This window comes from Rhizobium sp. WYCCWR 11152, assembly GCF_013087615.1.
In the GTDB taxonomy this organism is placed as follows: domain Bacteria; phylum Pseudomonadota; class Alphaproteobacteria; order Rhizobiales; family Rhizobiaceae; genus Rhizobium; species Rhizobium indicum.
In genome coordinates, this window is record NZ_JABFCP010000002.1 from 342,436 (window position 1) to 365,254 (window position 22,819).

20 protein-coding genes are annotated in these 22,819 nt (G+C 60.6%); 11 read left to right on the plus strand and 9 right to left on the minus strand.

Annotated features, from left to right (window positions below):
• Nucleotides 1–64 precede the first annotated feature (64 nt).
• On the minus strand, nt 65–1,081 hold the full coding sequence (locus G9X67_RS01890) for an ABC transporter substrate-binding protein (protein ID WP_171597888.1): 1,017 nt from the start codon (nt 1,079–1,081) through the stop codon (nt 65–67).
• 281 nt (nt 1,082–1,362) lie between these two features.
• Between G9X67_RS01890 and G9X67_RS01895 the strand changes: the two genes are divergently transcribed.
• Nucleotides 1,363–2,601, plus strand: coding sequence for a sensor histidine kinase (locus G9X67_RS01895; protein ID WP_138330709.1), 1,239 nt, complete (start codon nt 1,363–1,365; stop codon nt 2,599–2,601).
• Nucleotides 2,602–2,614: 13 nt separating this feature from the next.
• Entirely contained in the window at nt 2,615–3,337 is a 723-nt protein-coding gene (locus G9X67_RS01900; protein ID WP_138330708.1) for a response regulator transcription factor, read from the plus strand.
• Nucleotides 3,338–3,361: 24 nt separating this feature from the next.
• On the opposite strand, the gene G9X67_RS01905 is transcribed toward G9X67_RS01900, so the two are convergent.
• The gene (locus G9X67_RS01905; RefSeq protein WP_171597889.1) at nt 3,362–4,687 is read right to left on the minus strand and encodes a PLP-dependent aminotransferase family protein; all 1,326 of its coding nucleotides are present in this window, start codon (nt 4,685–4,687) and stop codon (nt 3,362–3,364) included.
• 99 nt (nt 4,688–4,786) lie between these two features.
• On the opposite strand from G9X67_RS01905, the gene G9X67_RS01910 reads away from it, so the two are divergent.
• From G9X67_RS01910 to G9X67_RS01945, 8 genes are all read left to right on the plus strand, one after another.
• Nucleotides 4,787–5,749, plus strand: coding sequence for a nitrate ABC transporter substrate-binding protein (locus G9X67_RS01910; protein WP_171597890.1), 963 nt, complete (start codon nt 4,787–4,789; stop codon nt 5,747–5,749).
• 74 nt (nt 5,750–5,823) lie between these two features.
• The gene (locus G9X67_RS01915) at nt 5,824–6,714 is read left to right on the plus strand and encodes an ABC transporter substrate-binding protein (protein ID WP_171597891.1); all 891 of its coding nucleotides are present in this window, start codon (nt 5,824–5,826) and stop codon (nt 6,712–6,714) included.
• Nucleotides 6,711–7,640 carry an amino acid ABC transporter permease gene (locus G9X67_RS01920; RefSeq protein ID WP_171597892.1) on the plus strand — a complete coding sequence of 310 codons (930 nt, stop codon included), beginning with the start codon at nt 6,711–6,713 and terminating at the stop codon, nt 7,638–7,640. The genes G9X67_RS01915 and G9X67_RS01920 overlap by 4 nt, the downstream gene beginning before the upstream one ends.
• The gene (locus G9X67_RS01925; RefSeq protein WP_138330703.1) at nt 7,637–8,416 is read left to right on the plus strand and encodes an amino acid ABC transporter ATP-binding protein; all 780 of its coding nucleotides are present in this window, start codon (nt 7,637–7,639) and stop codon (nt 8,414–8,416) included. Before G9X67_RS01920 ends, G9X67_RS01925 begins: the two co-directional genes overlap by 4 nt.
• Nucleotides 8,417–8,486: 70 nt before the next feature.
• Nucleotides 8,487–9,677: a M20 aminoacylase family protein gene (locus G9X67_RS01930; protein WP_171597893.1), complete on the plus strand. Its 1,191-nt coding sequence runs from the start codon at nt 8,487–8,489 to the stop codon at nt 9,675–9,677.
• Nucleotides 9,678–9,775: 98 nt separating this feature from the next.
• On the plus strand, nt 9,776–10,255 hold the full coding sequence (locus tag G9X67_RS01935; RefSeq protein ID WP_171597894.1) for an MEKHLA domain-containing protein: 480 nt from the start codon (nt 9,776–9,778) through the stop codon (nt 10,253–10,255).
• 149 nt (nt 10,256–10,404) lie between these two features.
• Entirely contained in the window at nt 10,405–12,519 is a 2,115-nt protein-coding gene (locus G9X67_RS01940; protein ID WP_171597895.1) for a carboxy terminal-processing peptidase, read from the plus strand.
• A gap of 397 nt (nt 12,520–12,916) precedes the next feature.
• Nucleotides 12,917–13,798: a DUF6030 family protein gene (locus tag G9X67_RS01945; RefSeq protein ID WP_138331162.1), complete on the plus strand. Its 882-nt coding sequence runs from the start codon at nt 12,917–12,919 to the stop codon at nt 13,796–13,798.
• 438 nt (nt 13,799–14,236) lie between these two features.
• On the opposite strand, the gene G9X67_RS01950 is transcribed toward G9X67_RS01945, so the two are convergent.
• From G9X67_RS01950 to G9X67_RS01980, 7 genes are all read right to left on the minus strand, one after another.
• Complete coding sequence (locus tag G9X67_RS01950; RefSeq protein ID WP_171597896.1) at nt 14,237–15,742, minus strand: tripartite tricarboxylate transporter permease; 1,506 nt, start codon at nt 15,740–15,742, stop codon at nt 14,237–14,239.
• A gap of 9 nt (nt 15,743–15,751) precedes the next feature.
• Nucleotides 15,752–16,213 (minus strand): tripartite tricarboxylate transporter TctB family protein, encoded by a 462-nt coding sequence (locus G9X67_RS01955; protein WP_138388982.1) that lies wholly within the window; start codon nt 16,211–16,213, stop codon nt 15,752–15,754.
• Between the two features lie 174 nt (nt 16,214–16,387).
• Nucleotides 16,388–17,551 (minus strand): tripartite tricarboxylate transporter substrate binding protein, encoded by a 1,164-nt coding sequence (locus G9X67_RS01960; protein ID WP_246705341.1) that lies wholly within the window; start codon nt 17,549–17,551, stop codon nt 16,388–16,390.
• Complete coding sequence (locus tag G9X67_RS01965; protein ID WP_138388981.1) at nt 17,542–18,429, minus strand: amidohydrolase family protein; 888 nt, start codon at nt 18,427–18,429, stop codon at nt 17,542–17,544. Before G9X67_RS01965 ends, G9X67_RS01960 begins: the two co-directional genes overlap by 10 nt.
• On the minus strand, nt 18,429–19,451 hold the full coding sequence (locus G9X67_RS01970) for an amidohydrolase family protein (protein ID WP_171597897.1): 1,023 nt from the start codon (nt 19,449–19,451) through the stop codon (nt 18,429–18,431). The genes G9X67_RS01965 and G9X67_RS01970 overlap by 1 nt, the downstream gene beginning before the upstream one ends.
• 242 nt (nt 19,452–19,693) lie before the next feature.
• Nucleotides 19,694–20,947 carry a LysR family transcriptional regulator gene (locus G9X67_RS01975; RefSeq protein WP_246705342.1) on the minus strand — a complete coding sequence of 418 codons (1,254 nt, stop codon included), beginning with the start codon at nt 20,945–20,947 and terminating at the stop codon, nt 19,694–19,696.
• Nucleotides 20,947–21,321: a hypothetical protein gene (locus G9X67_RS01980; RefSeq protein WP_138388980.1), complete on the minus strand. Its 375-nt coding sequence runs from the start codon at nt 21,319–21,321 to the stop codon at nt 20,947–20,949. Before G9X67_RS01980 ends, G9X67_RS01975 begins: the two co-directional genes overlap by 1 nt.
• On the opposite strand from G9X67_RS01980, the gene dctA reads away from it, so the two are divergent.
• Nucleotides 21,320–22,672: a C4-dicarboxylate transporter DctA gene (gene dctA, locus G9X67_RS01985; RefSeq protein ID WP_246705343.1), complete on the plus strand. Its 1,353-nt coding sequence runs from the start codon at nt 21,320–21,322 to the stop codon at nt 22,670–22,672. The genes G9X67_RS01980 and dctA overlap by 2 nt on opposite strands.
• The last annotated feature ends 147 nt before the right edge of the window (nt 22,673–22,819 follow it).

The following is a 22,819-nucleotide window of genomic DNA, read 5'->3' on the forward strand; positions in this document are numbered from 1 at the left end:
CCATGCCTGCTTGAAAAAAAATGCCGCGCGACCTTCTGCGGCCGCGCGGCAGTCGCCGGGAGAATTACTTTGCCGACTCGATGACCTTGATTGCGTCTGCCTGCGAGTATTCCACGTTGGCGACGCCGCCGGCCTGGGTATTGGCGAGGTTGGTTTCGAGATTGTCCTGGTCAATGCGCAGGAAGGGCACGACGAGGTCCTTCTTGACTTCCTTGCCGTCGAGGATCTGCTGGGCCACCCAGAAAGCGAGCGTGGAGACGCCGGGCGCGATGGAGACGGACATGGTCTCGTAACCCTTCGCGTCCTTCTGCTCCTTCCACCACTTCAGTTCGTCCTCGCGGTTGCCCATGATAATGATCGGCATCTTCCGGTCGGTCGCGGCAATCGCCTGTGCGGCGCCATAGCCGTCGCCGCCCTGCGTTACCACGCCGGCGATGTCGGGCAGGCTCGGCAGGATGCCGGCAACAGCCTTCTGCGCCACGTCCTGCGCCCAGTCGCCGTGCACGGAGCCAACGACCTTGAACTGCGGGAACTGCTTGACACCCTCGTGGATGCCGGCCGAGATTTCGTCGTCGACGAAGACACCGGCAAGGCCGCGGATCTCGAGCAGGTTGCCGCCGTCCGGAAGTTTCTTCGACAAGTACTCGACCTCACTGCGGCCCATTTCCTTGAAGTTGACGGCGATACGCCAGGCGCAGGGTTCGGTCACGATACCGTCGAAGGACACGACGGTGATGCCGGCATCGCAGGCTTCCTTGACCGCGCCGTTCAGCGCCGTCGGCGAGGCGGCGTTCAGCACGATGGCGTCATAACCCTGCAGGATCATGTTCTGGATCTGCGCCGCCTGTTCCGTCGCCTGGTTCTCGGCGGTGGTGAAAGGGTCGGCTGCGGCAACGGTGCCGGCCTTCACGGCTTCGCCCGTGACCTTGCCCCAGCTCGTCAGCATGGCCTGGCGCCATGAGTTGCCGGCATAGTTGTTGGAAAGGGCGATTTTCTTGGCCGATGTCTCGGCAAAGGCTGAAACGGGCATCGCGGCGCAAGCAATAGCGGCCGATGCCAGAAGCATCTTACGGATTGTCATGTCTTCCTCCCTGATGATCGCGCTGGTCGGCGGATCGCTTCACTCCTGCCGGCCCAATTGGGTCCGAGTGAAAATTGTTCTTGCACTGAGCTTCCTCCTCTCAGTAAGGGCAGGATGCGGGAGATCGATCGGCCTGTACAGGGGCAAGGCGGCAATCCGTTTGCGGGTTTTGCGCAACAAGCTGCGGGTTTACGCAAGACGGCGGCGCTCCCGCGGGCGCTTACTGGGAAAGAGTCGCGGCGGGTTGAGGAGCCCGGCGCCGTCTCGGGGAGGAACTGACGATGCTGCATCTCGTACCCGCAGCCATGTTCGACCATTATCTCGGCATTTCCCGGCTGCTCGCGGGCCAGCTCGACTTCCGCTCGGCTATCCGTTCCGTCGCGGCCGAGGTCGCCCATATCATCCCGCACGACCACCTCGATGTCTGCGTGCTGCTTGAGGGCGGCAACTACCACACCGCCTATGAGACGGGCATCGAGACTGCCTGGGGCGGCCTTGCCGGCGCGCCTGTTGTCAACAGCCCCATCCGCTCGCTGCTCTGGGGCGAGGTGGATTTTCTGCTGGCGGACGACGCCATGACCGATCCGCGTTTCCACTTCGAGGGCGCATTCAAGCGGCCGATCGTCGAACAGTCGCTGAGAAGCCGCTTGCATGTGCCGATGAAGGTGCAGGGCACGATCATCGCAGCGCTTTCCTGTTCGTCGCACAGGGCGGGCGTCTATACGATGGAGGATATCGAACGCGCCCGCATCATTGCCGATCTGCTGACGCCCTATTTCTTCGCGCTGCAGGCAGCCGAGCAGGCGCAACGCTCGGCCATTGTCGAGGCAGAGGCCCGCGCCCGCGAGGAGGGCTTGCGGCAAGGTGCGCTGAAACTTACCGAAGCGCTGGAGCAGGAACGCCAGCGCATCGGCATGGACCTGCACGACCAGACGCTCGCCGACCTGACGCGGCTCGCCCGCCGGATCGACCGGCTGTCGCGCAACGGCGAGATGGCGCCCGAGACGTTGGAGCCGATCTCCCGTTCCCTGCAGCATTGCATGCAGGATCTGCGGCAGATCATCGAACAGGCAAAACCCTCCGTGCTCCAGCTCTTCGGCCTCGCCCAGGCGATCGAGCATCATCTGGACCGATCGACCCGCGACACGGGATCGGGCATCGAATGGGGCCTTGTCGACGAGACGCACGGCGCGCTGGAGCGACTGGAACCGACCGTCAGCGTCGCGCTGTTCCGGATCGCACAGGAGGCGATCAACAATGCGGTGCGCCATGCCGCTCCGCTGGCCGTCATGGTGCGGCTCGAGGCCGATGACGATCGGTTGTCAATCGAAATCTCCGACGACGGGACCGGGCTCGCCAAGGCGCGGGGCCGGATCGGCGGCGGTATCGACAATATGAAGACCCGTGCGCGGCTGATTTCGGCGCGGTTCACGACCGGGCCCGGCCACAACAATCGCGGAACTGTGGTGCGCGTCGTGCTACCGCTCGCACCGCACGACCCGCCGAGCGGGCCAAACTGAGGAGAAGGGCACCATGAAGGTTCTGATCGTCGAGGACGACCCGCTGCACCGGTCCTATCTGCACGAGGCGGTCAACGCGGCCCTGCCGGAATGCGACACGGTGATCGAGGCGGAGAACGGAACCGCCGGCGAGAAGCTCGCCCGCGACCACAAGTCGGCGCATATCGTCATGGACCTGCAGATGGCCAACCGCAACGGCATCGAGGCGGCGCGCACCATCTGGAAGGAGCGGCCGGAGACCCGCATCCTGTTCTGGTCGAATTACTCGGATGAGGCCTATGTGCGCGGCGTCTCCCGCATCGTGCCGGATGGCGCCGCCTATGGCTATGTGCTGAAATCCGCCTCCGACGAGCGGCTGAAGCTTGCGCTGCGCTCGATCTTTATCGAGAGCCAATGCGTCATCGACCGCGAGGTGCGGGGCCTGCAGCAGAAGAGCCTCGGCCAGACAAACGGCTTCACCGATTCCGAATACGAGATCCTCGTCGATATCGCTCTCGGCCTCACCGACCGGGCCATCGCCAAACGCCGGGGCCTGTCGCTGCGCAGCGTGCAGAACCGCCTGCAGCAGCTCTACGACAAGCTCGACGTCTACCAGAGCGCCGGTGACGACCACGAGGACGGCCGCTTCAATCTGCGCGCCCGCGCCGTCACGGTCGCTTTCATGCGCAAACTCCTGAACTACAGCGCTCTGGAGCGGGCGGAGGCAGAGCTGCAGGAATGGCTTGAGGGAAAGTAGTACGCGAGGTGCAGGCCCCTACCTTCACGGCGCATGAGCCAGAGCGATCGCATCGGCGGCTTCCTCGCAGCGATCGCTAAGCGTGCTGGTCGCCACTCGAATATGATTGCTGGGCAAGACGGAGAATTTGTTGCCCGGGTTGACAGCGATATTGCGTGCGGCGAGCGTAACCATCGCGAATGGTTCGGAGACGACGGGCACCCAGAGGCACAGGCCCTGGCCTGGCGGTATCGCTATTCCCCGTTCGCTAAGCGCATCTGCAAGAGCATCGCGCCTCTGCTGATAGATCTCGCGCGCCTCGCCGATAAGCTGCCAGGTTTCCGGATCGCGCAATAGCCAGGCGGCGGCCCCTTGCAGGATACGGCTCGTCCAGCCGGCGCTGAAGGAACGGTAAGACTGGATCTGGTCGACGATAGGCGCGGAACTCGACAGAACCGCGAGACGCAGATCCGGGCCGAGGCTTTTCGAGAGCGAGAGGATATGGATCGTCCGCTCCGCAAATCGGCCGCCCAGCGACTGCGGAGGCGCTGCCGACACGTCGCCGACGCCGTCATCCTCGATAACAAGCGTATCGCTGTCTTCCAGCACATCTCCTAGCTGACCGAGGCGGGATGAACTGACCGTAACGCCGGTCACCGAATGCAGCCGCGGCTGGAACAGAAAAGCCGCCGGACGTTGCCGCAATGCTTCGCTGAGCGAATCCGGCAGGGGGCCTTCGCCGTCGCAGGCGACAGGGATGATTTTCACGCCGAGATCTTCCAGAATATCGAGCAGCCGCATCGCGGTCGGATGTTCGATCGCGACCAACGAACCCGAGGAAACCAGCGCATGCAATATCGTATAGACGGCGTTGTAACCGCCATTGGTGGCCAGAAAGGCTTCCGCCTCATACGGCCATCGCTCTGAAACGGCGTCCTTCAACTCAGGGACGATCCGGCTGCGCTCATAGCTGTTGAGATCATCGACGGACGCGCCATAGGCCATCGCTTCGGCCAGGCGGGGAAGAAGTGCTGCATCCGGCCCGGCTAAGGTGAGGTCGAGCACACCCGCCGCATAATTTCCCGAGCTGGCGAGACGTTCCGGCTTGGCGACGAAGCGGTCGCCGCTGACCCAGGTGCCGTTGCGCCCCCGGCCGCTGATGATCTTCTGCCGCCGCAATTCGCTCCAGGCTTCGGAGATCGTTGCCGGGCTGACATGCAATTCGTAAGCGATATCGCGGATCGCCGGCAGGCGTGTCCCAACGGGCAGGATACCGGCACGGATCAGAGCGCTCGTTTCGAGAGCGATTCCCCTGATGCTGCGGTCGGCTATTTTTTCGGCAAACCAGGAGGCTTCGACCGCGTCGCCCATTTTTCCCTCACTTTAAATGTTCAATAACGTAATAACATTTGTACTCTCTATTTTGAACATTTAATTTGCCACCCGTCGAGCAATTTTGTGAGTTTTTGCATGCCTGTGACGCTTCGCATCGCCCTTAGGGACTGGGATTACATGACACCGCTTGTGCTCGGTGATGTCAGTTCTTCCCGTCTCGATATCAAAGTGGATCGTGTGGGCACGCTGGTCTCGAGCCTCGCCGATGACGCAGCGCATGACGCCGCGGAAATGTCCTTCAGCCGCTATTCGCAGATGCGCCATGACGGCGATGATCGGGTTCTGGGCATGCCGAACTTCATCATGCGCGGCTTCCGCCATCGCTGCATCATCACCGCCAAGGATAGTCCGATCCGCAAGCTCTCCGATCTGGCCGGCAAGAACATCGGCGTGACCGGCTGGCGAGATTCCGGAAATACCTGGACCCGTGCCGCGTTGCGCCGGGAAGGCGTCGGCGTCGAGGATGCCATGTGGTATGCCGGGCGCCTGACCGAGGCCCATCCGATCGTCGACCGGCTCGACGGTTTTGGACGGCCTGGCCGCATCGAACCTGCTCCCGGCGAGCGTCCGATGGTCGATCTTTTGCTGGATGGCGGGCTCGACGCCGTGTTTACGCCTTTCATGCCGAAAGGTTTCTTCGACCAAGAATCGCCGCTCCGCCAGGTGCTGGATGATTTCCGCGCCGCCGAAGTCGCTTACCTCAATGAGGTTGGCTATGTCCCAGGCATGCATCTGATCGGCTTCAAGGCTGATATCGTCAAGGAGCATCCCTGGATCATGGATGAACTCAGCGAGGTGATCGACGAGTCCCAGCGTCTCTGGCTGGAAAAGCGCGAGAAATACGCCGACACCACGCCCTGGATGATCGACGAACTGCGCCGCTGCGCGGCTGATCTGCCGCCGACCTGGAGGGCCAGCGGGCTTGCCGAGAACGAGGCAATGATCGCCGACTTTGCCGAGGAACTCTACGAACAGAAGATCATGCCGCGCCTTTTGACGCCCGCCGAGCTGTTTCCGTGGCACGCCAAGGCCCTGTGAACAAGGCCAATGAAACTCATCACAGGCCTCAACGTTGAATTACCATTTTCGCAAAACCAAAAAAGGGGAATGACATGCATTCGAAACTGATCGCTTCCGCCGCCCTGCTGGGTCTGATGATGACGACGTCGGTCTTCGCCCAGGAGGCGGCCGTACCAAAGCAGACCGTCAACGAGGCTCTTCGCGCCCGCCTGCCGGAGAAGATCCGCACGGACGGCAAGATGATCTCCGTCAACAACGGTTCCTTTCCTCCCTATGAGATCGTCACCGGTACGAAACTGACCGGCGCCAGCGCTGACCTGACCGATGCGATCGGCCAGATGCTCGGCGTCGAGATCGAGCACGAAACCGTCAGCGGGTTGAGCGCGTTGCTCGCCGGCATCAATTCCGGCCGATACCAGTTCGCCTTCGGCCCGATCGGCGACTTCAAGACCCGTGAAGAGGCCAATGATTTCGTCGACTGGGTTCAGGAATACGTGGTCTTCTCCGTCCAGAAGGGCAATCCGAAGGCCATCACCTCGCTCGACAGCGCCTGCGGCAATCGCATTGCCGTTATGGCCGGCGGCTCCGCCGAAAAGGTAATCCAGGCCCAGGTCGAAAAGTGCAAGGTGGCGGGCAAGCCCGCGCCCGAAGTGCAGTCCTACACCGATCAGCCGAGCTCGATCCTGGCGGTCCGCTCCAAACGCGCCGATGCCTTCTTCTCTTCGCAGGCGCCGCTGACCTATTTCGTGTCTCAGGCAAACGGCCAGCTGGAACTGAGCGGCGTCGGCCAGAAAAACGGGTTTGAGGATCTCTATCAGGGCGCCGTCGTGCCGAAGGGCTCGCCGCTCGGCCCCGTTCTGCTCGACTCGATCAAGGCGTTGATGGATAACGGCGCCTATGCCGCCATCATGAAGAAATGGGGTCTTGAGAACAACATGATCAAGCAGCCCGGCCTCAATCTTGGTGGAGCCCTGCCGAAATGAGCAATGACCGCACGACTGCCGCACCGCCTTTGGGCGGTGCGGACTTCCGGGATGTTGCCCACGCCCACAAGCCTTTTCAAACGGGCCGGCTCGTCCTGTGGGTGGTCGTGCTCCTGATTGCCGCCAACTTCCTATGGATCGTCGCCCATAACGAGAATTTCGGCTGGCCTGTCGTCGTGGCTTATTTCTTCGATCCGACTGTTATCAATGGCCTTTACGTCAGCCTGGGCCTGACGGTGGTCGCGATGGCCATCGGCATCGTTCTCGGCCTCGGACTGGCGATCGCCAGGCTGTCGAATGACCGGCTCGCTCGGTCGCTGGCGTCGCTGTTCATCTGGTTCTTTCGCGGCACGCCGCTCCTGGTGCAGCTGATCTTCTGGTACAATCTCTCGACCCTTTTTCCCGAGCTTTCGATCGCTATTCCGTTCGGCCCGACGCTCGCCAGCTGGGAGACCAATTCGGTGATCACGCCGATGACGGCGGCAATCGTCGGCCTTGCCTTGAACGAAGCGGCCTACATGGCCGAAATCATTCGCGGCGGCCTGCTCTCGGTCGATCGCGGCCAGTTCGAGACGGCGGAAGCCTTCGGCATGACCAAGGCGAGAGCGCTGTGGCGGATCATCATTCCGCAGGCGATGCGCTCGATCGTGCCGCCGACGGGCAACCAGCTGATCAGCATGATCAAGGCAACGTCACTCGTCAGCGTCATCGCCATGGCCGATCTGCTCTATTCCGTCCAGTCGATCTACAATCGCACCTTCGAGATCGTGCCGATGCTGCTGGTCGCGGTCCTCTGGTACCTCTTCATTACTTCCATCCTCAATCTCGGCCAGAGCTATATCGAGGCCTATTACGGCCGCAGCGAACGGCGCAACAATGCCGCTGCCGCCAAATCCGAGACCCTTGTCGAGGAGGCAAGCCATTGACCGCTGCCGAAATTGCAAAACCTCTCGTCAGAGCCCGCAATGTCCACAAGTCCTTCGACCAGCTCGAAGTGCTGAAGGGGATCGACCTCGACGTCATGCCGGGGGAAGTCGTCGTGGTGCTTGGCCCGTCCGGGTCGGGAAAGTCGACCTTCCTGCGCTGCATCAACCATCTTGAGGCCATCAATAAAGGGTTCATCGAAGTCGATGGCGAACAGATCGGCTACCGCCTTCGCAAAGACCGGCTGGAAAAGCTGTCCAGCAACAGGATCGCCAGCCAGCGGCGCAAGATCGGCATGGTGTTCCAGCAGTTCAATCTCTATCCGCATATGACGGTCCTGCAGAACATCGTCGAGGCCCCGGTCGGCGTGCACGGCGAAAGCCGCAAGGCCGCGACCGAGAACGCCCTGCGGCTTTTGGAGCGAGTGGGTCTGTCGGAAAAGGCCGGGAGCTATCCCCGTCAGCTCTCCGGCGGTCAGCAGCAGCGCGTCGCCATCGCCCGCGCGCTTGCGATCAAGCCGAAGCTGATGCTGTTCGATGAGCCTACCTCGGCGCTTGACCCGGAGCTGGTCGGCGAAGTTCTCTCCACCATGCGCGATCTCGCCAAACAGGGCCTGACGATGATCGTCGTTACCCATGAGATCGGCTTCGCCCGCGAGGCGGCCGATCGGGTGGTGTTCATGGACGGCGGCAATGTCGTCGAGATGGGCAAGCCCGAGGATGTCATCGGCAATCCGCAACATCCCCGGACCCAGGCTTTTCTCGCCCGTTTTCTCTAACTGATATCAGCTTCTGCTTCGACCCTCGGGCCGGAGCAATCGCCCTTTTCGATCAAGACTGGATGTTTTCATGCCCACGCTCGACAATGCCTATGCCCGCGTTTCCGATTTCGAAGCCATGGAGGCGGAGCTGAAGGCGACCCGCCAGTATCTGCATGCCCATCCGGAACTCTCCTTTGAAGAAGCGGAAACGGCGCGTTACGTTGCGGAAAAGCTGGAGGGCTGGGGTTATGACGTGACCCGCGATGTCGGCGGCCATGGCGTTGTCGCCCGCCTCAGCGCCGGCAAGGGCAGCAAGGGCATCGCCATCCGCGCCGACATGGATGCACTGCCGATCGTCGAGGAAACCGGACTTGCCTATGCCAGCGGCACCCCCGGCAAGATGCATGCCTGCGGCCATGACGGCCATACGACCGTGCTGCTCGGCGCCGCCGAATATCTCGCTCGCACCCGCCGCTTCAACGGCACGGTGACGCTAATCTTCCAGCCAGCGGAAGAGGCGAGCAAGAATAGCGGCGCCCAGGCAATGATCGCCGACGGCCTGTTCGAGCGGTTTCCGTTCGATGCCATCTTTGGCCTCCATAACCACCCCGGCGCTCCCGAAGGCACCATCCTGCTGCGATCCGGTCCGATGATGGCGGCGTCTGATACCGTCGAGATTACCATCAAGGGCAAAGGCGGCCATGCCTCGCGGCCGCACCTGACCGTCGATCCCGTGGTCGTGGCGTGCAACCTCGTCGTCTCGCTGCAGACCATCATCTCGCGCAACCTCGATCCGACCCAGACGGCGGTCATCACCGTCGGCACGATCCATGCCGGCGATGCCGTCAACGTCATTCCTGAGTATGCCAAGCTCGCACTGAGCGTGCGCTCCTTCGAGCCTGGCATTCGCGACCTCCTACAGCAGCGCATCACCAAGCTCGCCCGCTCGGTGGCAGAAGGGCACAATGCTTCCATCGAGATCGACTACGATCGCGGCAATCCTGTCGTCGTCAATTCGCCTGCCGAGACGGATTTTGCCCGGATCGTCGCGATGGAACTGATCGGCGAAGACAAGGTCGCGACGTGCCCGCTCATTCCCGGCAGCGAGGATTTCTCGCACTTTCTCGAGCACAAGCCGGGCAGCTTCCTGCGTCTCGGCAACGGCATGAATTCCGCCATCCTGCATAGCCCCAAATATGATTTCGCCGACGCCAGCCTGACGGTTGGCGCAGCCATGTGGGCAAGGCTCGCGGAACGCTACCTCCAGGATGATGCCTGAAGTCCCGGTCGCCCAGCTTGACCGCGTCGCATTTGGAGCTAGCCTTTCAAGCGAGAACACCACTTCAACACCTCTCGCCGCAATCCAGGATGCGCAGCATGGTTGCCAACTATAACGACGCCGGACTCGACTTGTCCTCCGATCTCGAATTTTACGCATTGATGGCGGAAAGCTTCGAACGAAGCGTGGGACGCAGTCTGACGCCGGAAGGCCAGGGTGCTGAATGGCTTTATGACCAGTCGCCGGCCGTTGTCCTTGCTCACAACACCGACGCCGATCCGCGCTTTATCTACGCAAACCGCGCGGCCCAGGCCTGCTTTGAATATTCATGGGACGAGTTCATCACTTTGCCATCGCGTCTGTCGGCGGAGGCACCCGATCGCGCGGAACGTGACAGGCTGTTGAATACCGTGGCGGCCAACGGCTTTATCGCCGACTACCGCGGACTTCGCATTGCCAAGTCAGGGCGGCGTTTCTATATCGAAAAAGCCATCGTCTGGGATCTTGTCGACCGCAGCGGGCGCCGTCGCGGTCAGGCTGCGACTTTCGATTCCTGGCAAGACGTGCAGGCGGATTGAGCGCCGGCTGCGGAGACGCCGACCACGCGCCGGATATGTTTCCGCGGCTTTGCAAACCATGTCGTTTGCCATTTGGTTGCCAAAAAACCATGATTGCGTCACATAGATCGCAGATCGACACTCGGCACTAAGAATTGGATCAACGCTGAATGCGCATAGCCTACGTTTTCTTTGGTGCATTTCTTGCAATTGCACAGTCCGCATATGCTGAAGTCGCATCACCGCCTGTTTTGGCGCCGCTAAAGCGACAGGCGCAAGCCGCTGAGTTGAGCGCACAATTTCTTTCGCGGTATAGCTACAAGCCCGTTCCACTCGACGACGCCTTGTCGGCCAGGATCATGGATCAGTTCATCAAGTCACTTGATCCGGACCGCATGCTCTTCCTGCAAGCGGACATCGACAAGTTCATGTCCGATCGCAGCGAGATCGACGATGCGATAGAACGGAAGGACTTGAAGATCCCGTTTGCGATTTTCAACGCCTATGAACAGCGCGTTGTCGATCGCATGAACTATGCGCGCAGCCTGCTGAAGCAGGACTTCGATTTCAGTGCGCAGGAAAATTATTCGGTGCTGCGCGATAAAGCGCCATGGTCGCAGTCTGAAGCCGAGAGCAATGAGCTTTGGCGCAAGCGCGTCAAGAGCGACTGGTTGCGGTTGAAACTCGGCGGCAAAAACGACGCGGCCATTCGCGAAACACTCGACAAACGTTATGAAAACATACTCGAACGCGCTTACAAGTTTAAAAGCGACGACGTTTTCCAGTCGTTCATGGATGCCTATTCAACGTCGATCGATCCGCACACGGACTATTTCGGCGCGGCCGCTTCAGCCGACTTCAATGTCTCGATGAAGCTTTCGCTGTTTGGTATCGGTGCTGTGCTGCAGGAACGCGACGACTACACGACGATCCGTGAGCTCGTGCCTGGCGGGCCGGCGCAGCTTTCCGGCAAGCTTGCGGTCGGAGACCGCATTACCGGCGTTGGTCAAGGCAAGGATGGGGCGATCAAAGAAGTGGTGGGCACGCGCCTTGATGAAGTCGTGCAAATGATACGCGGGAAAAAAGGCTCCGTCGTGCGGCTGGACATCCTGCCGGCAGATGCCGGAGCTGATGGCACGCATCGCGTCATCAGCCTGGTGCGCGATAAAATCAGTCTCGATAAGCAGGCTGCCAGGAAGACTGTGCTGTCCGTAAAAGTGGGCGACGCCACGCGTAAAATCGGGATCATCACGCTGCCGGTATTCTATGAGGATTTTGAAGCCAAGCGCAAAGGAGACCAGGATTACAAAAGCGCAAGCCGCGATGTCGCCAAGCTTCTCGACGAGTTGAAGGAAGAAAAAGTCGACAGCGTTCTCATCGACCTGCGCAACAATGGCGGCGGTTCATTGGACGAGGCAATTGATTTGACCGGTCTGTTCATCGGCAATGGCCCGGTGGTTCAGCAGCGCGGCAGCGATGGCAAGGTCGACGTGAGGAGCTCGGAGCTTGCAGCGCCTGTCTGGGCAGGCCCGATGGGTGTCCTGATCAATCGCGGGTCGGCGTCGGCTTCTGAGATTTTTGCCGCGGCAATCCAGGATTACGGTCGAGGCGTGATCGTCGGCGAACCCAGTTTCGGGAAGGGCACCGTTCAGACCGTCGTCGATCTTGACCAGATCGTCCGCAACAGCAAACCCGAGTTAGGGGAGCTGAAGGTGACGATTGCCCAGTTTTTCCGGGTCAACGGCGGGACGACACAGCTGCACGGCGTAACGCCCGATATCGGCTTGCCAGGACTTTCCGATCCGACGAGCTTCGGCGAGACCAGTTATGACAATGCCCTGCCGTGGGCTCAGATCAAACCTGCGAAGTACACGGCCGCCGACACTGTCACGACGTTGCTGCCGACATTGCAAAGCCGCCATGATGCGCGGATCGAGAGCGATCCGGACTTCCAACGCCTGATAAAAGACATTGCCGACCTCAAGGCGCAGCGTGAAAAAGGAATTGTTTCCCTCAATGAAGCCGAACGTCGCAAAGAAGCGACGGCGCGCGAGAAACGGTTCAAGGATCGAGCGCAAGCAAGCGGTGGCGAGGATCTTGGAGATGACGGCCTGGAGGCAGGCGAGCGCAGCCTGAGCGCTGATATTGCCATCGAGAATGCCCGCAAGAACGCAAAAGACGTCTTGCTCGACGAGGCCGCCGCCATTCTTGCCGACGAGGCCGATTTGCAGCAAGGCGCGCTGAAGGCAGCCACGAAACAAACGGGAAAAACGGACGGAAAATAGTCGATCGGGCGAGCACTTCCTTGACGGGCTGGATCACAATGCTGGACCAGTGCAGTTGTCGGCCGCCCGTGCGCTCTTCCGCACCAATTTTAGAGGGCGAACGCCGTTCACTGGGGTTGCCGCTTGACGCTCGACAAACGCAACTTCACACTTACAGTATCGAAGGTGAGTCGGACCGACTGTACCGTTTTCACATCCGTCGCTCACCTTAGAAGGAGTCGCCAGCAGGGCTGATTGGTCGAAGCGCCGACCGATGCCGGTGGGTCGCAAATAGGATCGAGGTTGATTGAGTTCGAACTCGCCGCTCCTATTTTGCTTGTGAGGTCGCGCCATGGATAAAGTGCTATCAGCAGTCGATCCTCCTCGCGACAGCCCACTTCGGAACCGGAATTTCCGATTGCCGAGCAACCGCCGGTCTCTGCTTTGGGCGGGGCTTTTGATATCAATTTTGCTTCTTGCAGGCATCGTCGTTTTTTATCGTGAGGTCCACCAGCTCGAAGATCCACTCGGGGTCTTTGAAAACCGAGCTCTCAATAAGGCTGCCCGATCATCTCGCATAGCCGCCCGCCCTGATCCGGAAGCTCCTTCTCCCCTGCCGCCGATGTCGATATCACTGCAGCTGATCGAGGTCCCGAAGCTGGAATTGGCAAGTCAGTTTCTGCGGATGTGGCGCGTCTCGGGGCCGAATATTTGCGGTGCTCTTCGAGAGGCCGGCATCGAGATGAGCGAATGGAAAGCCGCATCGATGCGCAATCGCAGCTATGAATGTTATTTTCAGCGCATCTACGAACGGGACGAGGTGCGTCCCCTCAGCTCAACCTTCGTTAAGGTTCGTGGAGATGAAATGGGCGATATCCTTGAGATCCGCGCCAAGATCATTGGGCCGACGACCGACGCTCAGGGACGTCTCGCCCCGGCCGTCCTGCGCATTTTCGAGATCATCGTGAAGCAGGCGTGCTGGCGTGATTTCGAGGATACTCTCGCCTCGATCCAAAACCTTCGAAATGTCGAATACGAACGATTCGGCTCCTATCTCAGCTTCACGCGCGAAGCAGGCAGCGCAAATATCTTTAATTTTGTTCTTGGTCTTAAGGCGACTTCAAGTTCGCAGGTGAAGACCAAGACGTATTTTTCGACTGAGCGCTGGCTACGAATGCCCGCAGTGCTCCTGCGAACTTCATTCTCAGGGAGCGCTTGGGGACATCCATATCAGCCAATTGCGCTCAATGACGTCGCAAGTACCCGTCGCAATTCAAGATCAAGCTGGAACTGTGGCTGAACATCGACGATTTTATCATTTTAAGCGATGAAGCGTCACGCCGAGCAGCCGAGCGGGGCGCTTGGATGGATAACGGACCGGCAACGGGTCAGGAGGTCGCGAAGGATCTCGAAGTAGTGTTCGCTGAACCATTTCGGCGATGCGTCGACATTCTTCGCAGAGATGGAAGAGCCAAAGGGTACCGCCAATCGCTGCGCAATAATTCCCAATTGCGGAGTGACGCATTGAGGATCGCGAGGCGCTGACCACGATCAAGGGATGCAAACAACATAACCTTCCTTGAGTAAGCGCGGTCAAGGCCACTGAAACAACACCGAGTACTCGGCAGACTCGCAGTATTTGCGGCTATTGACGATGATCAAGAGAGTCTGGGGCAACGACTGGAGCAATGCAACCACGTCAGTATTCCAATCCCGTTGCGGTAGGGCGAATTTGTTCTCAATCCTCTTCCTGGAACACCTCCTCACGCTTCTTCTTGACGCTCGGCAGGAAGACGACAATGAGGACGGCGACCGCAATGGCCAGAAGAATGGCGCTGATCGGCCGCGTAACGAAGGTGGTCGGATCGCCACGCGACAGGATCATGGCGCGCCGGAGGTTTTCTTCGAGCAATGGCCCGAGCACGAAGCCGAGCAGAAGCGGCGCCGGCTCACAGCGAAGCTTCGCCAGCACATAGCCGATGAGCCCGAAGAAGGCGACGGCGTAGAGATCGTAGACGTTGGCGTTGACGCTGTAGACCCCGATCGAGCAAAAGGCCATGATGATGGGGAAGAGCACGTAGTAAGGCACGGTCAAGAGCTTCACCCAGAGCCCGATCAGCGGCAGGTTAAGGATGACCAGCATCAGGTTGCCGATCCACATCGAGGCGATGATACCCCAGAACAGCGCCGGCTGCTCGGTGGCGACGTTCGGACCGGGTACGATGCCCTGGATGATCATCGCCCCGACCATCAGCGCCATGACCGGATTGGCCGGAATGCCGAGCGTCAAGAGCGGAATGAACGAAGTCTGCGCGCCGGCATTGTTCGCCGATTCCGGTCCCGCAACGCCGGCGATCGCGCCCTTGCCGAATTCCTCCGGCGTCTTCGACATCCGCTTTTCCACCGTATAGGAGGCAAAAGCAGCGAGAATGGCGCCACCACCTGGCAGGATGCCGAGCGCCGAACCGATTGCCGTACCGCGAATGACCGGCGCAATCATCTCCTTGAATTCCTGGCGGGACGGCAAAAGGCCGGTGACCTTGGCCATCAGCACCGTGCGTGTCGACTCGCCCTCGAGGTTGCGCAGGATTTCCGCCACGCCGAACACGCCGACGGCAAGCGCCACGAAGTTCAGCCCGTCCGCATATTCACGGATGCCGAGCGTGAAGCGTGGCGTGCCGGTGTAGATGTCGGTGCCGACGAGGCCAAGCAGCAGCCCGAGCGCCACCATGGCCAGCGCCTTGACGACTGAGCCATGCGCGAGTGCGATCGAGGAGACGAGGCCGACGATCATCAGCGAGAAATATTCCGCCGAGCCGAACTGCAGCGCGATTGCGGTCAGCGGCGGTGCGAAGATCGCGACGAGAAAGGTCGAGACCGTGCCGGCAAAGAACGAGCCGAGCGCCGCGATCGCAAGCGCTGCGCCGGCCCTGCCCTTGCGGGCCATCTGGTAGCCGTCGATCGCGGTCACGGCCGAGGAGGATTCGCCCGGCATGTTGATCAGGATCGCCGTCGTCGAGCCGCCGTACTGCGCGCCGTAATAGATGCCGGCGAGCATGATCAGCGAGGAAACCGGTTCAAGTTGGAAGGTGATCGGCAAGAGCATGGCGATCGTCGCAGTGGCGCCGATCCCGGGCAGCACGCCGATCAGCGTGCCGAGCAGCACGCCGATCAAGCAGAAGAGCAGGTTTTCCGGAGTGCCGGCTGTTGCAAAGCCGAGCGCGAGATTGCTGAAAAGATCCATCATCGTCTCCTAGAACCGGACCCAGGGGCCGAAGCGCTCGAACGGCAGCCCGAGCCCGTAGCTGAAGACTCCGACCGAAAAGATGGTCAGCAGCAACGACAGCACGATCGCGAAGAACACGTTCATCTTTTGCGATGCGAAGCAGGCGATGAAGGCGGTGAGGAACAGTGACGGCGCGAAGCCGAGCCCGCGCACCGTCAGCCCGAAGAATACCGGTGCCGGCAGGATGAAGAGCATGCCGCGCCAGGCAAACGGGTCGATCGGCTCGCCCTCGACCCGCAGCGCCTGAATGAAGATGATCGCGCCGAGAAGCACGAGCACGGCGGCAAGCACCAGCGGGAAATAACCAGGCCCCATGCGCACTGCCGTGCCGAGGTCGAGCCCCAGCGACTGGATGGCGAAGAAAGCGCCGGTCGCGACGAAAAGCGCGCCGCAAATCGCATTGGTGGTATCGAAACTGATGGATTTCATGGTGTCTCCTGGCGTTAAAGGCGACGCGAGATCAAACATCCCTCTCTCAGGCGGGACGCATACAATCTACCGGTACTGCCCTTGCGCAGGCCGTTGCGAAACTTCTCCCCTTCGAAAGGAGAGAAGGATGCGACGTGGATGAGGGTTGGGCATAGTTGGCCGACGCGTTACGAACTATTGCCGCACGATGCCCGCATCCTTTATGACCTTTGACCACTTGTCGATATCAGCCTTCAGACGATCGCCGATTTCTTGCGGCGTGCTGGAACGGGCCTCGATGCCGAGATCCGCAAACCGCTTCTTGACGTCGGGGTCGCCAAGAACCTCGACGAGCGCCGTGTTCAGTTTGTTCACGACGGCCTGCGGTGTGCCGGCGGGAGCGAAGATACCGTTCCAGGACGTGACATCGAACCCTTTTACGCCTTCTTCCTGGGCCGTCGGAACGTCCGGCAAGAGGATAGAACGGGTGGAGCCAGATGATGCAATCGCAGCAGCCTGGTTCTGCTGGAGTGCCGCCTTTAGCGCCGTCTGGCTATCGATGATCAGGTCAAGCTCCCCACCGAGAAGGGCAACTTGAAGATCCGGCGTGCCCTTGTAGGGAACGATCGTGAGGTCCACTCCGGCCGTCGATTTGAAGAGTTCGGCCGCAAGGTTCTGGCTGCTCCCGACATTAATCGTCCCGACATTGAGCGCGCCCGGGTTTGCGCGGGCCGCTTCGAGAATATCCTTGAGGGACTTGAATTTGCCATCCGCCTTGGTCACGAATACGAAGTCGAAGTAGGCGAGGCTGGATACCGGAACGAAATCGGCGACGGGATCGAACTGCAGGTTTTTGAACAACGGAACGCTGATTGCGGTTCCGTTCGACAGCAGAGCGAGCGTATATCCGTCTGGCTCCCCATTCAGCGCCACCCGTGCGGCGACCGATCCTCCCGCGCCAGGCTGATTCAGGATGACGATCTGTTTCCCAAGCTTTTTGCCGAGAGAATCCGCGACGATGCGCGCAGTGATGTCGGCAATTCCACCAGGGCCGAACGGAATGACAAGACTGATCTCGCGGCTCGGATAGTCGTTCTCCTGCGCCGGTGCTTCCACCGCCATCGCGAGTATTAGAACGATCGCCGGGATTATCGATTTCATCAATGTTACGATCCGCCGGGATGGCGTGCTCACTTGTTGTCCTATGCTCATGTTCCTAATCTCCTCCTCTTGATAGATGTCGATGCACGCAGCGATGTCCGTACAACCGATGCATGAATGCGTTGCGCATCCAGATTGCCGCCCACCACCTGCGTGGGATGCGTCGCCCGGCCATTCCCGAAGGCGGGTTACCGCCAATAGAGCCGCATGGGATTTTCAACCAGCAGCTTGCGCTGAAGCTCCTCGGACGGCGCGATGCGCGGGATGATGTCCACCAGCGCGCCGTCGTCGGGCATGTGGTCCTTCATGTTCGGATGCGGCCAATCGGTGCCCCACAGGACACGCTCCGGGAAGCGCTCGACCAGCGTCCGCGCAAACGGAACGACGTCGTCGTAGTTCGGCGGACCTGATCGCGACAGTCGCTCCGGGCAGCTCACCTTGCTGACAACATTTTCATGCTCGGTCATGAAGCGGATAAAGCGGCCGAACTGCGGGCCATCGACAGGCTGGGAGACATCCGGCCGGCCCATGTGGTCGACGACGACGGTCGTCGGCAGCGAGGTGAAGAAGTCCCAGCGCTCCTCGAGATCGGCCGCCTCGAAATAGATCACCACCTGCCAGCCAAGCGGTGCGATACGGTCGATGATCGCACGATAATAGGCATCCGGTTTCGGGTCGACCAGGCGGCGAACGAAGTTGAAGCGCACGCCGCGCACCCCTGCGTCATGCAGTTCGGCGAGCTCCTCGTTCGTCACCGTGTCGCGCACCGTCGCTATCCCGCGAGCACGATCGCCAGCCGCATGCAGCGCATCGACCAGGGCACGATTGTCGGCGCCGTGGCATGTCGCCTGGACGATGACGTTGCGCTCGAACCCGAGAAAATCACGCAGGGAGAACAGTTGCTCTTTGCCGGCATCGCAGGGTGTGTATTTCCTCTCGGGCGCATAGGGAAACACATCCCCAGGCCCGAAGACATGGCAATGCGCATCCACTGCACCCGGCGGCGGAATGTAGCGCGGCTTGCTCGGGTCGGGATGATAGCGGAGCCAATCGGGATCCATCTGGAAATTTGCCATCACAGCCCCCGTGCCTTGAGCTGTGCATCGAGACGCGGATAGACGCGGCGCGCGTTGAGTTCGAACACCTTCCGCTTGTCCTCATCGGATATCGTCAGAGCTTCGATATAGCGCTTGGTGTCGTCGAAATAGTGACCCGTCTGCGGGTCGATCCCGCGCACTGCGCCAACCATTTCCGATCCGAACAGGATGTTTTCCACATCGATCACCTCGAACAACAGGTCGATGCCCGGCTGATGATAGACGCAGGTATCGAAATAGACGTTCTTCATCACGTGCTCGACCAGCGGCGGCCGCTTCAGCATGTAGGAGAGGCCACGATAACGGCCCCAGTGATAGGGAACGGCTCCGCCGCCATGCGGAATGATGAACCGCAGCGAGGGGAAATCCCCAAACAGGTCGCCCTCGACGAACTGCATGAAGGCAATGGTGTCTGCGGCAATGTAATAGGCGCCGGTCGCATGCATCGCACAATTGCAACTGCCGGAAACGTGGATCATCGCGGGAACGTCGAGTTCCACCATCTTTTCGAAGAAGGGGTACCAGGCGCGATCGGTGAGCGGCGGCGAATCGAACTTGCCGCCGGAGGGATCGGGATTGAGATTGCAGCCGACGAAGCCGAGCTCGTTGACGCAGCGCTCCAACTCATCGATCGCGTTGGCGATCGAGACCCCAGGGGATTGCGGCAGCTGGCAAACGCCCACGAAAGTCTCGGGATAGAGATCGATCACGCGCTTGATCAAATCGTTGGAACGGCGCGCCCAGACCTTTGCCACCAATTCTCCGCCGATATGCGGCGCCATCGCCGAAGCCCGAGGCGAGAAAATAGTCATGTCGGCGCCGCGCTCGCGCAGCAGGCGCAGCTGGTTGGCCTCGATGGTCTCGCGGATCTCATCGTCGGAAATGTCTGGATAGGCGGGATCGATATCGCCGCCCGATTTGATGGCAGCCTCCTGTCGTGCTCGCCATTCGCCATGGAGCGCCGGAGCGGTGGTGTAGTGACCGTGGCAGTCGATGATCATAGCTTTGAGGTTCCTGTAGCGGCAAAGATGCGTTCGCCTCGGCAGCCAATCCAGCCGATGAAGGGGAAGGCATGGGCAGCCAGCCGGCGGTGGCGCGGCTTGGCTCCTGGACCAGCATTCGCTCGAGGTCGCAGCCGGCGCGGGCGCCAGCCCCTACGGAAAGCCTCCGAAGGCTTTCCAAAACCGGTGAATGCGATCGTTTGGTGTTTGCTCATGCCCCGTTCTAACGAACCGGACGATGATCAGGCATATCGGAAGGGTTCACGCTCCATTGCTTTTCCTGAAGTCCACTGCGCACAAACCGTGCGGAAGATATCCGTGAATGCCGTTTGCAGCTGTGTCGGACGCCAGTCATCGCGCACCGTGAGGCCGATCTGGCGACGCAACGACAGCCCAGCGCCGGCGATTTCGCTGAGCAGGCCAGCACGCCGCTCGAACAGGAACTGGTCGCGCGACATCAGCGTCAACCAATCGTCCTCCAGCATCAGCCCGCGGACCACCAGAACCGAACCGCATTCGATGCGTAGCCGTGGCGGCTCAAGGCCGTGCTCTGTGAACATCTCCTCCCACCGATGACGCACCGGCGCGCCCGTTGCGGCGATAACCCATGGGAAATCCAATAGCCTCGAGAAGGCAAATCCCGGCTTGGACAGCAGGGGATGTCCGGCGCGACCGACGATCACCGGATCATCGATGAACAGCGGTTCCTGAGCGATGTCCTTGACCGGCGGGGGGTCGCGCATTGCCCCGATCAGCAGATCCATCTCGCCTTCGCGAAGTCTGGCCAACAGTTCCACATATGGCCCCTCCACCACGTTCACCGACGCCATTGGATAGGCGCGAGCGAAACGAGCCAATGCTTGCGGCAACAGGATTGCACGCGCCAGCGGCATGGTGCCGACAGTGACACGTCCGGCGCCCTCCGACCGCAGTGCCTCCAATTCGTCGAACCCAGCCTCCAGCTCCGATTGCGCCAGACGGGCGAACCGCAGCAACACGGCGGCCGTCGCCGTCGGCTGAACGGTACGCCCCTGCCGGACGAGAAGCGGTACGCCCAGCAACTGCTCCAGATCGCGGCTCGCGCGATGCAATGCCGGTTCAGACAGGCCAATTCGCTTTGATGCCAGCGCAAAGCTGCCTGCTTGATCGACCGCGATCAGCGCGCGCAATTGTCCAAAAGTGATGCGCCGCTCGATATGGGGCAGCGGCGGCAAGCGGGCGCCACGTCGCACGCTTTGGCCGCCGCGCGCCACATAGGCGAGCGCGCGTTCGATGCGGGCCGTGATCAAGCGCCCCGCCTCGGTGCTGGTAACGCCGCTCGGCTGGCGATCGAATAGCACATGGCCAAGCTGCGCCTCGACCTTGGCAACGGCCTGGGTCAGAGCAGGCTGCGACAAATTCATGATGTGAGACGCGCTGCTGATGCTGCCCAGCCGCGCGGCGGCGGCGACGGCCTCGAGGTGGCGAAGGTTGAGTTCGCGGTGTGCAATCATCATCACACTTCAACACAGCTTATGACCGGTGCGCAAATCAAGTTTGCTTTGCGGCTCAATATTCCCTCCCTTAATTCCCAGCCAAGACAGGAGGGAGGATCGAGCATGCCCGATGTGATGACCAGATCGAACGCGCCGATACCGCCATCATTCACGGCCCGGCAGACGCCGGAGCGGCCATCGTCCACGATGTGCAGGGACGCACGGGACCGCTGGCCGGTTAGTTGCCGGCCGATCTTTGCGGGTGCCCGCATCGCTGCTTCCGCAGTCACCGTTTCGGGGCCGCCGGGCGCGCCAATTGAACGGTACAGTTGCCATTGAACAATTGAAAGATGGGACATCATGGCCAGGCGGCAGCTTGGGAGGAAATAAAACATGACGTATTTGGAGGCGAGTAAAACGATGACACCTGAAGGTGAGACGCAAAAACCGGCGGGCCGCTTCAGCCTCCTTGGCCAGTTGTGGTTTCAGGTGCTGGCAGGGACGCTGCTCGGCATCCTCCTCGGTCATTTCGCGCCCGCCACTGCGGTGGCGATGAAACCTTTCGGCGATGCCTTCATCAAAATGATCCGCATGATGATCGGGCCGATCATCTTCGTCACCGTTGTGCATGGTATCGCCGGCATGAACGACATGAAGAGCGTCGGGCGTGTCGCGCTGAAATCCATCATCTATTTCGAGGCGATCACGATCTTGGCGCTGATCTTTGGACTGATCGCAGTCGATCTGTGGCGTCCGGGCGAGGGCATGAACATCGACGCTGCCGCAATCGATACCGCATCGATCAAGACCTATCTCGCGACGGCGCACGATCAGTCCATTTCAAGCTATTTCCTTGACATCATCCCGGACACCTTCGCCAGCGCGCTGACGGAAGGACACGTTCTGCAGGTGCTGTTTATCTCTGTCCTGTTCGGTATCGCCATCGCCGCCATCGGAGAGCGCGGACGCCCGGTGTTCCAGGTGATCGAAAGCGCCTCGCAAGGGTTCTTCAAAATCATCGGCTACATCATGTACTTCGCGCCGCTCGGCGCCTTCGGCGCAATTGCCTTTACCGTCGGTCAGTTCGGCACCGCCTCGCTCTGGTCGCTGGGCGAGTTAATCATCGAGTTCTTCGTCGTCTGCGCACTGTTCACAACAATCGTCCTCGGCAGCGTCGCCCATTGGTGCGGTGTCAGCCTGTGGTGGCTGCTAGGCTATCTCTGGGATGAAATCGTCATCGTTGCTGCGACCACCTCGACCGAAACGGTGCTGCCGCGCCTCATCCAGAAGATGCGCAAGGCCGGCTGTGAGGAAAGTGTGGTCGGCTTCGTCATCCCGGCCGGCTATTCGTTCAATCTCGACGGCACATGCCTCTATCTGACCACCGTCGCGGTGTTCCTGGCACAGGCGACGAACACACATCTGACCTTCTGGCACGAACTCGGCCTGATCGCGGTGCTACTGCTCACCTCGAAGGGAGCGGCGGGCATCGCCGGAGCGGCCTTCGTTGTACTGGCGGCAACCCTGAACACCACCGGAACCATCCCGGTCGCCAGCATCGCGCTGATCCTCGGAATTCACCGCATCCTCGCCGAGGGGCTGACTTTTGTTAATCTGATCGGCAATGCGCTTGCCACCGTCGTGGTCGCCAAATGGGAGGGCAAGCTTGACGAGCAGCTACTGGCCACCACTATCGGCAACGGCCGCTTGCGCGCCAGGCACCAAATCCCCGCCGCTGCGTTGTGACATGGTGAAAGACTCAGCTCTGGTTTGCGATCTATCCTATTTGGAAACCGATGTGTCGCATGTTTCATGCTTTTGCGAGCGCAGGGCCAAGCGCGGTCGTCTTCGGTAAATCCGGCCGAGCGTAGCTTTAAATTCACAAAACACACA

Excerpts from the sequence above, each read along its gene's own strand:
- G9X67_RS01890 (WP_171597888.1), bottom strand. The coding sequence starts at position 1,081 with ATGACAATCCGTAAGATGCTTCTGGCATCGGCCGCTATTGCTTGCGCC.
- G9X67_RS01895 (WP_138330709.1), top strand. The coding sequence starts at position 1,363 with ATGCTGCATCTCGTACCCGCAGCCATGTTCGACCATTATCTCGGCATT.
- G9X67_RS01900 (WP_138330708.1), top strand. The coding sequence starts at position 2,615 with ATGAAGGTTCTGATCGTCGAGGACGACCCGCTGCACCGGTCCTATCTG.
- G9X67_RS01905 (WP_171597889.1), bottom strand. The coding sequence starts at position 4,687 with ATGGGCGACGCGGTCGAAGCCTCCTGGTTTGCCGAAAAAATAGCCGAC.
- G9X67_RS01910 (WP_171597890.1), top strand. The coding sequence starts at position 4,787 with ATGCCTGTGACGCTTCGCATCGCCCTTAGGGACTGGGATTACATGACA.
- G9X67_RS01915 (WP_171597891.1), top strand. The coding sequence starts at position 5,824 with ATGCATTCGAAACTGATCGCTTCCGCCGCCCTGCTGGGTCTGATGATG.
- G9X67_RS01920 (WP_171597892.1), top strand. The coding sequence starts at position 6,711 with ATGAGCAATGACCGCACGACTGCCGCACCGCCTTTGGGCGGTGCGGAC.
- G9X67_RS01930 (WP_171597893.1), top strand. The coding sequence starts at position 8,487 with ATGCCCACGCTCGACAATGCCTATGCCCGCGTTTCCGATTTCGAAGCC.
- G9X67_RS01935 (WP_171597894.1), top strand. The coding sequence starts at position 9,776 with ATGGTTGCCAACTATAACGACGCCGGACTCGACTTGTCCTCCGATCTC.
- G9X67_RS01940 (WP_171597895.1), top strand. The coding sequence starts at position 10,405 with ATGCGCATAGCCTACGTTTTCTTTGGTGCATTTCTTGCAATTGCACAG.
- G9X67_RS01950 (WP_171597896.1), bottom strand. The coding sequence starts at position 15,742 with ATGGATCTTTTCAGCAATCTCGCGCTCGGCTTTGCAACAGCCGGCACT.
- G9X67_RS01955 (WP_138388982.1), bottom strand. The coding sequence starts at position 16,213 with ATGAAATCCATCAGTTTCGATACCACCAATGCGATTTGCGGCGCGCTT.
- G9X67_RS01965 (WP_138388981.1), bottom strand. The coding sequence starts at position 18,429 with ATGGCAAATTTCCAGATGGATCCCGATTGGCTCCGCTATCATCCCGAC.
- G9X67_RS01970 (WP_171597897.1), bottom strand. The coding sequence starts at position 19,451 with ATGATCATCGACTGCCACGGTCACTACACCACCGCTCCGGCGCTCCAT.
- G9X67_RS01975 (WP_246705342.1), bottom strand. The coding sequence starts at position 20,947 with ATGATGATTGCACACCGCGAACTCAACCTTCGCCACCTCGAGGCCGTC.
- dctA (WP_246705343.1), top strand. The coding sequence starts at position 21,320 with ATGACGTATTTGGAGGCGAGTAAAACGATGACACCTGAAGGTGAGACG.
- G9X67_RS01980 (WP_138388980.1), bottom strand. The coding sequence starts at position 21,321 with ATGTTTTATTTCCTCCCAAGCTGCCGCCTGGCCATGATGTCCCATCTT.